Source organism: Streptomyces atratus (assembly GCF_014648655.1).
Taxonomy (GTDB): Bacteria; Actinomycetota; Actinomycetes; order Streptomycetales; family Streptomycetaceae; genus Streptomyces; species Streptomyces atratus.
On the sequence record NZ_BMRN01000021.1, the window covers coordinates 110,115 to 121,698 of the forward strand.

Annotated in this window: 9 protein-coding genes and 1 pseudogene; 9 read left to right on the forward strand and 1 reads right to left on the reverse strand. The window is 70.1% G+C overall.

Going from position 1 to position 11,584, the window contains the following annotated elements:
* The first annotated feature begins 88 nt into the window (after positions 1–88).
* The 8 genes and pseudogenes from IEZ15_RS27845 to IEZ15_RS27880 all read left to right on the forward strand — a co-directional run bounded on the left by IEZ15_RS27845 (position 89) and on the right by IEZ15_RS27880 (position 9,105).
* Positions 89–1,051, forward strand: a pseudogene (locus tag IEZ15_RS27845) (L-lactate permease).
* A 176-nt stretch (positions 1,052–1,227) separates the two neighbouring features.
* On the forward strand, positions 1,228–2,601 hold the full coding sequence (locus IEZ15_RS27850; protein WP_189279856.1) for a phosphomannomutase/phosphoglucomutase: 1,374 nt from the start codon (positions 1,228–1,230) through the stop codon (positions 2,599–2,601).
* A 244-nt stretch (positions 2,602–2,845) separates the two neighbouring features.
* Positions 2,846–3,028: a Trm112 family protein gene (locus tag IEZ15_RS27855; protein ID WP_030927015.1), complete on the forward strand. Its 183-nt coding sequence runs from the start codon at positions 2,846–2,848 to the stop codon at positions 3,026–3,028.
* A 58-nt stretch (positions 3,029–3,086) separates the two neighbouring features.
* Positions 3,087–4,223, forward strand: coding sequence for an SIS domain-containing protein (locus IEZ15_RS27860; RefSeq protein WP_114244851.1), 1,137 nt, complete (start codon positions 3,087–3,089; stop codon positions 4,221–4,223).
* Between the two features lie 62 nt (positions 4,224–4,285).
* On the forward strand, positions 4,286–5,467 hold the full coding sequence (manA, locus tag IEZ15_RS27865) for a mannose-6-phosphate isomerase, class I (protein WP_189279857.1): 1,182 nt from the start codon (positions 4,286–4,288) through the stop codon (positions 5,465–5,467).
* Positions 5,468–5,554: 87 nt separating this feature from the next.
* Positions 5,555–6,577 (forward strand): cation diffusion facilitator family transporter, encoded by a 1,023-nt coding sequence (locus IEZ15_RS27870; protein WP_189279858.1) that lies wholly within the window; start codon positions 5,555–5,557, stop codon positions 6,575–6,577.
* A 296-nt stretch (positions 6,578–6,873) separates the two neighbouring features.
* Entirely contained in the window at positions 6,874–8,331 is a 1,458-nt protein-coding gene (ahcY, locus tag IEZ15_RS27875; RefSeq protein WP_114244848.1) for an adenosylhomocysteinase, read from the forward strand.
* A 162-nt stretch (positions 8,332–8,493) separates the two neighbouring features.
* A complete protein-coding gene (locus tag IEZ15_RS27880) occupies positions 8,494–9,105 on the forward strand; it encodes a hypothetical protein (protein ID WP_114244847.1) in 612 nt (203 codons plus the stop codon).
* Here IEZ15_RS27880 and IEZ15_RS27885 read toward each other — a convergent pair.
* A complete protein-coding gene (locus IEZ15_RS27885) occupies positions 9,102–10,013 on the reverse strand; it encodes an RDD family protein (protein WP_189279866.1) in 912 nt (303 codons plus the stop codon). The genes IEZ15_RS27880 and IEZ15_RS27885 overlap by 4 nt on opposite strands.
* A 120-nt stretch (positions 10,014–10,133) precedes the next feature.
* On the opposite strand from IEZ15_RS27885, the gene IEZ15_RS27890 reads away from it, so the two are divergent.
* Positions 10,134–11,141, forward strand: a complete 1,008-nt coding sequence (locus tag IEZ15_RS27890; protein WP_114244846.1) for a stage II sporulation protein M — start codon at positions 10,134–10,136, stop codon at positions 11,139–11,141.
* Positions 11,142–11,584 lie beyond the last annotated feature (443 nt).

An 11,584-nucleotide genomic window follows, 5' to 3' on the forward strand; every position in this document is an offset into this window, starting at 1 on the left:
GGGCCATTGGCGAAAATTTGTCGTGGACACGACTATTTCCTCGTCGTGAGAAACAGCTTCCCGCATCACGGAATCCGGGGAGGCCTGTGTGTCTGTCCAGCAACTCGAACCCGTAGCCGATTCGCTCACCCTGTCCGCTCTGGTCGCGGCGCTTCCCCTGGTCACCGTGCTGGTGCTGCTCGGGGCGGCCGGGATGCGGGCACACCGCGCCGGACTCGTCGGCCTCGCCGTCGCGGTCGCCGTCGGCTCGCTCGCGTACGGCATGCCCCTCGGCCAGACCCTCTCCGCAGGCGCTCAGGGCGTGCTCTTCGGGCTCTTCCCCACTATGTGGATCGTCGTCAACGCCCTCTGGGCGTCCCGGATGACCGTGCGTACCCAGCACTTCGACATCCTCCGCCGCTCCTTCGGCAAGCTCTCGGACGACCCTCGCATCCAGGTGCTGGTCATCGCCTTCTGCTTCGGCGCGCTCCTCGAAGCTCTCGCCGGATTCGGTGCGCCCGTCGCGATCTCCTCCGTGACTGGTGGCGCTCGGCTTCGACCCGGTGAAGGCGGCCGTCGTCTCGCTCGTGGCCAACACCGCACCGGTCGCGTTCGGCGCCATGGGTACCCCCGTGGTGACCCTTGCCCGGATCACCGGCTGCCGCTGGACGACGTGGCCTGCGTCGTGGGCCGCCGGACCCCGCTGCCGGCCCTCCTCGCCGCGGCAGGTGCCGGACCGGCCTTCCTCTCGCCGGCGCTCGGCTGGTTCGACGTCGCGGTCTTTGGCTTCGACACCTCCGCGAACGCTCTCTTCCGCGCCCCCCAGGTCTCGGCGGCACGCGAATCGGGTCTCTCACCGGAGCTGCCGGCCGCGGCGAACAGCTCCGGCGGGGTGCTCGGCAAGATGATCTCCCCGCAGAACCTGACGATCGCGTGCGCGGCGGTCGGCCCGGCCGGACGCGAGGGGGACCTGCTGAGCAAGGTGCTGCCGTGGAGCCTGGGACTGCTGCTTGTGATGTGCCTGATCGTGCCGGCACAGAGCACGACGGCGCTGGGCTGGATGCTGCCTTGAGCGGCACGGCACTCAACCCCGCCCGGCAATGAGGACAAAGCGGCAACGGGCCGCCCCCGGTCACCGTACGCACAGCCGGGCAACCGCACAGCCGCACAGCCACAAGACCCCACGGCCCGCCCGAACGGCCGCCGGGTAGTTTGGGCGGTCCGAAGAAATCTCAGGAGGACCGGCCCGTGGTTGCTGATCTGTCGCAGATCGTCAAGGCGTACGACGTGCGCGGAGTGGTGCCCGACCAGTGGGACGAATCGCTGGCCGAGCAGTTCGGGGCGGCGTTCGTCGAGGTGACGGGCGCGGACGCGATCGTGATCGGCCACGACATGCGGCCCTCGTCGCCCGGCCTCTCGGGAGCCTTCGCACGCGGCGCCGCGGCGCGCGGCGCGGACGTCACAATGATCGGCCTCTGCTCGACCGACCAGCTGTACTTCGCCTCCGGCAGCCTCGGTCTCCCCGGCGCGATGTTCACCGCCTCGCACAACCCGGCGCAGTACAACGGCATCAAGCTCTGCCGGGCGGGAGCCGCACCCGTGGGCCAGGACACCGGGCTCTTCGAGATCCGCGCCCTGGTCGAGAAGTGGTCCGAGACCGGCACACCGCAACCGGCCGCCACCCCCGGCACCGTCACCGAGCGCGAGACGCTCGCCGACTACGCCGCGCACCTGCTGTCCCTGGTCGACCTCGCATCGATCCGCCCGCTGAAGGTCGTCGTCGACGCGGGCAACGGCATGGGCGGTCACACCGTCCCCACCGTCTTCGCGGAGCTCCCCGTCGACCTCGTGCCGATGTACTTCGAGCTCGACGGCACGTTCCCCAACCACGAGGCCAATCCCCTCGACCCGAAGAACCTCGTCGACCTCCAGGCCCGCGTCGTGGCCGAGGGCGCCGACCTGGGCCTCGCCTTCGACGGCGACGCCGACCGCTGCTTCGTCGTCGACGAGCGGGGCGCGGGCGTCTCCCCGTCCGCGATCACCGCCCTGGTCGCGGCCCGCGAACTCGCCCGTAACGGCGGCAAGGGCACCGTCATCCACAACCTGATCACATCCCTCTCGGTCCCCGAGGTCGTCCGCGAGAACGGCGGGACCCCGGTCCGTACCCGCGTGGGCCACTCCTTCATCAAGGCGGAGATGGCCGAGCACGGCGCGATCTTCGGCGGCGAACACTCCGCGCACTACTACTTCCGTGACTTCTGGAACGCCGATACGGGCATGCTTGCCGCGCTCCACGTCCTGGCCGCGCTGGGCGGCCAGCCGGGCACACTGTCGGAACTGGTCGCCCAGTACGACCGCTACACCGGATCCGGCGAGATCAACTCCACGGTCGCCGACCAGCCGGGCCGCACGGCAGCGGTACGTGAATCCTTCGCACCCCGCGACGGTGTCACGACCGACTACCTGGACGGCCTGACGGTCACGGGACCGGACTGGTGGTTCAACCTCCGAGCCTCCAACACGGAACCCCTGCTGCGCCTGAACGTCGAGGCCCGGGACGAGCAGACGATGACGGCGGTACGGGACGAGGTGCTGGCACTGGTCCGGGCACGGGCCTCGTAGGGCGAGTCCGGCGGTTTTGCCCTGTCCGGCGATTGCGGCCCACCCGGCAATGTCACCTCCTTTGGAGTCTGAGGAGCGGGGCCGGCCCGGCCGGCTCGGGAAGGGGCGGGTACGGGAACAGGCCCCGCCGCAGGCGCCCGCCCCGCCCACCCCCACCCCCCGGCCCTGGCCGCGCCCCCCGCACCCCGGCGGTAGGCTGACGTCGCCCGAACCGCTTGTTCGAATGCTTGAAGGGACTCACCCCATGCCGCTCGAAGCCGGCCTTCTGGAGATCCTCGCCTGCCCGGCCTGTCACTCTCCGCTCGATGACCGGTCGGCAGCCGACAGTCCCGAGCTGGTCTGCACCGGCACGGATTGCGGCCTGGCCTACCCGGTACGGGACGGCATTCCGGTCCTCCTCGTCGATGAGGCCCGCCGCCCCGCGTAACGGCATCCGCGCCCCGCGCCCCGCACGGTGATCAGCACGTGATCGGAGGACCGTCCCCATGCTCGACGAGTCGCTGCTCGACGCCCCGGAAGCCCTGGCCCGAGCCGACCGCCGCGGCCTGCTCCGCGGCGCCGCCGAGGCCGGGGCCCGGGTCCGTACCGCCGCCCGGCACGCGGCGGAGGCCGGGATCGCCGCACTGAACCCGGAGGGCCGTCCCCGCGCCGTACTCGTCGCGGGCTCCGGAACCGCCGCGTCCGGCGTCGCCGACCTGATCACGGCCCTGGCAGGCGCCTCCGCGCCTGTCACCCGCATCCACCCCACCGGGGTCGCCCCCGCCGCGGGCGCGATGCGCTGGACGCTGCCCGGCTGGGCAGGCTCTGTGGACCTGCTGCTCATCGTCACGGCCGACGGTTCCGAGCCGGGCCTCTCCCTTCTCGCCGAACAGGCGTACCGCCGCGGCTGCAGCGTCGTGGCCGTCGCCCCCCGCCAGTCACCGCTGCGCGAGGCGATCGACGGGGCGCACGGACTCGTCGTACCGATGGCCTCCGCCCCGCACGGCGAGTACGACGTCGAGACATCGGCCGCGGGCCCCGGCACGCTCTGGGCCCTGTTCACCCCGCTGCTCGCGCTGCTCGACCGGGTCGGCCTGGTCACCGCGCCCGCCGAGGCGCTGCAGGGCGTCGCCGACCGCCTCGACCGCACCGCGGAACGCTGCGGTCCGGCCATCGCCACGTACAGCAACCCGGCCAAGACCCTCGCTGCCGAGCTCGCCGACAGCCTGCCCCTCATCTGGACGGAGGGCGAAGCCGCGGCCCCGGTCGGCCGCAGATTCGCCGCCGTCCTGGCCGAGCTTTCCGGCCGCCCGGCCCTCGCCGCCGAACTCCCCGAGGCGCTTCCCGCTCACGGCGCACTGCTGGCGGGGACATTCGCCGCCGGGGCCGACCCCGACGACTTCTTCCGCGACAGGGTCGACGAGCCGGAGCCCCTGCACGCCCGCGTCGTACTGCTCCGCGACCGCCCCACCGGCGGCCTGAGCGCCGGGCCCGCCGCCCGCGAACTGGCTCTCGGCCACGACACGGCGATCAGCGAACTCGAACCGGACGAGGGCACCGACCTCGAAGCCCTCGCCGAACTCCTCGCGGTCACCGACTTCGCCGCCGTCTACCTGGCTCTCGCCTCGGCAGCCCGCGCCTGACCGCCCGGGCCGACCCGCACCACGCACACCCCCCGATCCACGCATCTCACAAGGACGAACTCATGGACCGGCTCTCCAACACCGTGCGCCCTTACGCCTGGGGCTCCACCACCGCCATCCCCGAGCTGCTCGGCATCGCCCCCACCGGCGAACCCCAGGCCGAGATGTGGATGGGCGCCCACCCCGGAGCCCCCTCCCGCCTCACCCGTGCAGCCGGCACCGGAGAGGCCGGCCCCGAGCAGCCTCTCACCGACGTCATCGCCGCCGACCCGGAGCGCGAACTGGGCCGGGCCACCGTCGAAAAGTTCGGCCCCCGCCTGCCCTTCCTCCTCAAACTGCTCGCCGCAGGCGCCCCGCTCTCCCTCCAGGTCCACCCCGACCTCGCACAGGCCAAGCAGGGTTACGAGGACGAGGAGCGTCGATCCGTACCGATCGACGCACCCCACCGCACGTACAAGGACGCCAACCACAAGCCCGAGCTGATCTGCGCGCTCACCCCCTTCGCCGGCCTGTGCGGCTTCCGCAGGCCCACCGAGGCCGCCGAGGCGATGGCGGCACTCGGCGTCGACTCGCTCAAGCCGTACGTCGACCTCCTCGGCGCCCACCCCGAAGAGGCGGCCCTGCGCGAGGTCCTCACCGCGATCCTCAGCGCCGACCCGACGGAGATGGCCGAAACGGTGAACCTGGCGGCCGCTGCCGCCGAACGCCTCGGCGGCGCCCACGCCCCGTACGCCCGGATCGCCCACCACTTCCCCGGCGACCCCGGTGTCATCGCGGCGATGCTGCTGAACTACGTGGAACTCCAGCCCGGCGAAGCCCTGTTCCTCGGTGCGGGTGTTCCGCACGCCTACCTCGACGGCCTCGGCGTCGAGATCATGGCCAACTCGGACAATGTGCTGCGCTGCGGGCTCACGCCCAAGCACATCGACGTGCCAGAACTCCTGCGTATCGTCCGCTTCGAGGCGACCGACCCCGGTGTCCTGCGCCCCGAGGCGTCCCCGTCCGGCGAGGAGCTGTACGAGACGCCCGTGGACGAATTCCGGCTCTCGCGCTTCGACCTGTCACCCGGCGCCGCCCCCGTCGATCTGACCAGGGACACCCCGCAGATCCTGCTCTGCACCGGGGGAGCCCCGAAGGCGGGCGAACTCGGTCTCACTCCCGGCGCCTCGGTGTTCGTACCCTCCGGTGAAGAGGTCGAAGTATCCGGAACAGGCACTCTGTTCCGCGCCACAGTGGTGGCCTGACGTACCGTTCGCGCCAGCGACTGCAACAATGTCCGGCCGTACCGCGGCGCCAGGGCCGCAGCACCGAAGAAGGGACACCAGGCACCCATGAGTGCGTCAGGCGGAACCAAGGCGATCGTGGCGGCACTCGCCGCCAACCTCGCGATCGCAGTGGCCAAATTCGTGGCGTTCCTGTTCAGTGGCTCGTCGTCGATGCTCGCGGAGAGCGTCCACTCGGTCGCCGACTCGGGCAACCAGGGACTGCTGCTGCTCGGCGGCAAGAAGGCCCAGCGCGAAGCCACCCCCCAGCACCCCTTCGGCTACGGCCGCGAGCGCTACATCTACGCGTTCCTCGTCTCCATCGTGCTGTTCTCGGTCGGTGGCATGTTCGCGGTGTACGAGGGCTACGAGAAGATCAAGCACCCGCACGAGATCGAGGCCTGGTACTGGCCGGTGGGTGTGCTGGTCTTCGCGATCATCGCCGAGGGCTTCTCCTTCCGTACGGCCATCAAGGAGTCGAACCAGACCCGCGGTTCGCTCTCCTGGAAGGAGTTCGTCCGCCGGGCGAAGGCCCCCGAACTCCCCGTCGTCCTGCTGGAGGACCTCGGCGCACTGATCGGCCTGGTCCTTGCCCTCGCGGGTGTCGGCCTGGCCCTCGCGACCGGCAACGGTGTCTGGGACGGCATCGGCACCCTCTGCATCGGTGTCCTGCTGATCGTCATTGCGATCGTCCTCGCCGCCGAGACGAAGTCCCTGCTGCTCGGCGAGGCCGCCGGCGCCGACCAGGTCGAGAAGATCAAGGACGCGGTCGTCGACGGCGACACGGTCACCGCCGTCATCCACATGCGTACGCTCCACCTGGGTCCGGAAGAGCTGCTCGTCGCCGCCAAGATCGCGGTGCAGCACGACGACACGGCCACCGAAGTAGCCAACGCCATCAACGCCGCCGAGACCCGCATCCGCGCAGCCGTCCCGATCGCCCGGGTCATCTACCTGGAACCGGACATCTACAGCGAGGCCGCCGCAGCAGCCGGCACCAACCCCGGCAAGACCCCGGGCGGAGCGCCCGACAACGCCCCCCGCACGACCCCCGACGGAACACCGGGCACCTCGACGGATTCCGGCCACTGACCCACCCGCGTACACCCACCAGCCGCCCCCGACCGGCCCTCCCGCCCGCTCCCGGCGTTGCCCTCCCAGCCACTCCCCGTCCTGGGCGGGCTGGGAGCGACTGGGCCGGTCGGTGTAGATTCGACGGCAGTGTCAGACGTCGCTGCTGATGGCGGTCGATCGGTCCTCATACGGGACCGGCCGAGGGAGAGAGGGCCTCCGACGGACTGCGCTGCGGAGCGCCCGGGCATTCGTGTGCCCGCCCCCGCAGAGCCAGCCGTGCCCACCTCGACACCCATCACGAGGAGCAGCCCGTTATGACGACGGTCGCCAATCGACAGGACTTCAAGGTCGCAGACCTCTCCCTCGCGGCGTTCGGCCGCAAGGAGATCACCCTCGCCGAGCACGAGATGCCCGGCCTGATGTCGATCCGCAAGGAGTACGCCGCCGCGCAGCCGCTGGCCGGCGCCCGCATCACCGGTTCGCTGCACATGACCGTGCAGACGGCCGTGCTGATCGAGACCCTGGTCGCCCTCGGCGCAGAGGTCCGCTGGGCCTCCTGCAACATCTTCTCCACCCAGGACCACGCCGCCGCGGCCATCGCCGTCGGCCCGAACGGCACCCCGGACGCGCCCGCGGGCGTCCCGGTCTTCGCCTGGAAGGGCGAGACGCTCGAAGAGTACTGGTGGTGCACGGAGCAGGCACTGACCTGGCCGAACACCCCCACCGGCGGCCCGAACATGATCCTCGACGACGGTGGTGACGCCACCCTCCTCGTCCACAAGGGCGTCGAGTTCGAGAAGGCCGGTGCGGCCCCGGACCCGTCGACTGCGGACAGCGAGGAGTTCGGCCACATCCTCACCCTGCTGAACCGCACCCTCGGCGAGTCCCCGCAGAAGTGGACCCAGCTGGCGTCCGAGATCCGCGGCGTCACCGAAGAGACCACGACCGGTGTGCACCGGCTGTACGAGATGCACCGCGACGGCACCCTCCTCTTCCCGGCGATCAACGTCAACGACGCCGTCACCAAGTCCAAGTTCGACAACAAGTACGGCTGCCGCCACTCCCTGATCGACGGCATCAACCGTGCCACCGACGTGCTCATCGGCGGCAAGACCGCCGTCGTCTGCGGCTACGGCGACGTGGGCAAGGGCTGCGCGGAGTCCCTGCGCGGCCAGGGCGCCCGCGTCATCATCACCGAGATCGATCCCATCTGCGCCCTGCAGGCGGCGATGGACGGCTACCAGGTCGCCACGCTCGACGACGTCGTGTCCCAGGCCGACATCTTCGTCACCACGACGGGCAACAAGGACATCATCATGGCCGCCGACATGGCCAAGATGAAGCACCAGGCCATCGTCGGGAACATCGGCCACTTCGACAACGAGATCGACATGGCCGGCCTGGCGAAGATCGACGGCATCGTCAAGGACGAAGTCAAGCCGCAGGTCCACACCTGGACGTTCCCGGACGGCAAGGTCCTCATCGTGCTGTCCGAGGGCCGTCTGCTGAACCTGGGCAACGCCACCGGCCACCCCTCGTTCGTCATGTCCAACTCGTTCGCGGACCAGACCCTGGCCCAGATCGAGCTGTTCACCAAGCCCGAGGAGTACCCGACCGACGTCTACGTGCTGCCCAAGCACCTCGACGAGAAGGTCGCCCGTCTCCACCTCGACGCGCTCGGCGTGAAGCTCACGACGCTCCGCCCCGAGCAGGCCGCCTACATCGGCGTCGAGGTCGAAGGCCCCTACAAGCCCGACCACTACCGCTACTGATCCCGCCCGCCGGCGACCGCGCACGTCACCACCGGTCAGACGACCGGCCGCTGACAGACGGAACAGCCTCAGCAGCAGCTACGAGCGCAGGCCCCCGCACCCCCGTGTCGGGGGCCTGCCCCGTACCGCACCCGCTCAGCCCGAGGAACCTCGAAGGACCCCATGCCCCGCGGCCGATATTCGCTCCATGATCTTCACGATCACACCCTCCTCGGCGAAGAACACTTCCAGTGCGCCCCCGGCCCCTCCGGCTGGCGCTACGTCTCCCAGACCATCGCCCCCTCCGGCGACCACCTCGGCTCCGTCGACCTCACCCTCGACGAACTGGGCCGCCCCATCCGGCTCGAACTCCACGCCGCGAGCTGGCAGGTCCGCGGCGCCGCCCTCGAAGGCGTCACCTGGGTCCGTACCGACCCGACCGGCACTCATGCCACCGAAGGCAATGTGCGCGCCCATGCCTTCACCGGCACATCCCCCGCATTCCTCGTCGCGACCTCACGACTGCTGCGCCTCACCCCCGATTCCCCCGCGACCCGCGTCCGCTTGGTCGCCTTCACGGACCCGGTCCTCGCTCCCCGCACTGTCGACCAGTCCTGGGCCCTGGTCAACAGTGAAGCGCACGCCACTGACAACGGCCCTCTGACGGTGGACGAATACCAGGTGAGCGCTCTGGACACCGGCGAGCAGCACACCATTCACATCGCCGGGGACGTGGTCCTGTCGGCCCCCGGGATCGAGCTCGAAGCCCTGGAGTCCCCGCCCTCGCCTCGCTAGGCAGGCGGCGCGAATCCTGTCGCAGCGCGTGCTGCTCCGCCCTCCTCCACTGCCGGAACCACGGGAACGCTGCCCGCCCCCGCACCCCCCACGGACGGCCCGGACCCCATCGGCGCGGAAGCAACAGCCCCACCCGCCGGTACTCCGCTCCCCGTCTGCGCAGCGACGAACACCCGCCGCGCATCCCGCGCCTGCCGCTCGTTCACCACCGCCGCCAGATACGCCCCGGCGGGCACCCCCTCGGGCACCGGAACCCCGGTCCTCGTCGCCAGCTCCACAGCCAGCCGCTCCGCCATCGACCGGCCCGCCTGCGCGTCGAGCTGATGCATCCGCGTCAGGTACTGGCGTATCGCCAGCCACAGACCGTCCGGCACCGCCGACAGATCCAGCCCCGAGAACCGCCCGACCAGCCACGGCGGCGGAGGTGGCACAGCAGCGACTCGTCCCGCCGACACCCGCTCCCGTACGACAAGCGTCCCCGCGAACACGTCCCCGAGCCGCCGCCCCCGCGCCGACACCAGCGAGGCGATACAGGCGACAACCCCGAGTGTCATCAGAATCTCGACGACCCCCATGGCCCCGCGTACCAGCGCATGCCGGAAACGGATCGGCCCCCCGTCGTCCCGGACCACCCGCAGCCCGCACGCCAGCTTCCCCAGTGAACGTCCATGGCTGAGCGTCTCCACCGCGATCGGCCCGCCCACCAGCACCAGCAGAAAGGACGCGACGGATACGGCCGCGAGTGCCGCGTCATCCAGCGTCGCCGTCGCAATGGCCAACCCGATCGACACCAGAACGAACGCCGCCCCCACCACGGCAAGATCGATGGCCAGCGCCAGCGCCCGACTGGGCAATTTCGCCGGACGCAGCCCCAGCACGACCGCGTCCCCGGTCACGAGCTCACTCATCGCCACCCCATCCTTCGCCGATCTTCCCTGCCCCTCGGGACGCCAGTCTGCCAAGCTGACCAGCAGCGCGCCGCCGTAGTACGAACCCGTACGCACCCATGCCTGGAGCAGCAGCCGACCATGGACCTCGACGTCTTCGTGACCGCCCACCGCACCGAGTGGGACCGCCTGGACCATCTCCTGCACCGCGGGCGCCGACTCACCGGCGCGGAAGCCGACGAACTCGTCGAGCTCTACCAGCGCACAGCCACCCATCTCTCCCTCCTCCAGTCCGGCGCCCCGGACCCGATGCTCACCGCGCGCCTCACCCAGCTCGTGGCCCGTGCCCGATCCACGGTCACAGGCACCCGCCGAGCCTCCTGGCGAGACGCCACACGCTTCCTGACCGCCGGCTTCCCCGCCGCCGTGTACCGGTCCAGGCACTGGTGGATACCCACGGCCGTCCTCTCCACGCTGCTGGCCGCAGTCATCGGCTGGTGGATCGGCACGCATCCGGAAGTCCAGTCGGCCATCGCGGCTCCGGACGACCTCCGCCGCCTGACCAGCCCGGGCGGGGAGTACGAGACCTACTACTCCAGCCACCCGGCCGCATCGTTCGCCGCCCAGGTATGGACGAACAACGCCCAGGCCGCAGCCATGTGCCTGGTCCTGGGAGCGTTCCTCGGCATCCCGGTGGTCTGGATCCTCTTCGTCAATGTGCTCAACCTTGGCGTCGGCCTCGGCCTGATGTCCTCCGCCGGCCGGCTCGACACCTTCCTGGGGCTGGTTCTCCCGCACGGCCTGCTCGAACTCACTGCCGTCTTTGTCGCAGCGGGTACGGGCCTGCGCCTGGGCTGGACGGTCATCGACCCGGGCCCGCGCACCCGCCGCTCAGCCCTGGCCCAACAGGGCCGGGCCGCGATCGGCATGGCCATCGGACTCGCACTGGTCCTGTTCGTCTCAGGCGTTATCGAAGGCTTCGTCACCCCCTCCGATCTGCCGACCTGGGGGCGCATCACCATCGGCATCGCGGCCGAGCTGGCCTTCCTCGCGTACGTCTACATCCTGGGCGGGCGAGCGGCGCGAGCAGGTGACCGGGGCGACGTCGATCCCACGGAGCGCAGCGCCGAGCTCCCGATCGCCGCCTGATGTGCGTACGCCCCCGCTGACCTGCTAGTCTCCTCTTCGCCCCGAAAGACCGTTGACATGGTCGAGGAGGGGAGGTAGATTTTAACGGTTGCGTCGGACTGGACAGGTCCGAGCCCAACGGTTAGCCTCTTCCTCGCTCTCACCGGAAATTGAATTTCCGCAGAGCCATTGATTCTCTTATTCCGAATCACGCAGCCGATCAGCTCGGCTGAATGCTTCTGGTAATGTCGAGTCAGTCGAAAGGCAAGGCCACTCCAAAGGCCACCGGAATTCAAAGTCGGACCGGAAACGGAACGAAAAAGAATCTGGTAAGGTTGGAACCGCCGGAAAGGGAAACGTGAAAGCGAAGAACTGGAAAGCGGCCCCGCTTCGACCGGGAATCGGACACGAAAGAGTCTGATAGAGTCGGAAACGCAAGACCGAAGGGAAAAGCCCGGAGGAAA

What these genes read in the sequence shown, in the direction of transcription:
- IEZ15_RS27855 (WP_030927015.1), top strand. Translation starts at nt 2,846, where the DNA reads ATGCCGCTCGAAGCCGGCCTTCTGGAGATCCTCGCCTGCCCGGCCTGT.
- IEZ15_RS27860 (WP_114244851.1), top strand. Translation starts at nt 3,087, where the DNA reads ATGCTCGACGAGTCGCTGCTCGACGCCCCGGAAGCCCTGGCCCGAGCC.
- manA (WP_189279857.1), top strand. Translation starts at nt 4,286, where the DNA reads ATGGACCGGCTCTCCAACACCGTGCGCCCTTACGCCTGGGGCTCCACC.
- IEZ15_RS27870 (WP_189279858.1), top strand. Translation starts at nt 5,555, where the DNA reads ATGAGTGCGTCAGGCGGAACCAAGGCGATCGTGGCGGCACTCGCCGCC.
- ahcY (WP_114244848.1), top strand. Translation starts at nt 6,874, where the DNA reads ATGACGACGGTCGCCAATCGACAGGACTTCAAGGTCGCAGACCTCTCC.
- IEZ15_RS27880 (WP_114244847.1), top strand. Translation starts at nt 8,494, where the DNA reads ATGCCCCGCGGCCGATATTCGCTCCATGATCTTCACGATCACACCCTC.
- IEZ15_RS27885 (WP_189279866.1), bottom strand. Translation starts at nt 10,013, where the DNA reads ATGAGTGAGCTCGTGACCGGGGACGCGGTCGTGCTGGGGCTGCGTCCG.
- IEZ15_RS27890 (WP_114244846.1), top strand. Translation starts at nt 10,134, where the DNA reads ATGGACCTCGACGTCTTCGTGACCGCCCACCGCACCGAGTGGGACCGC.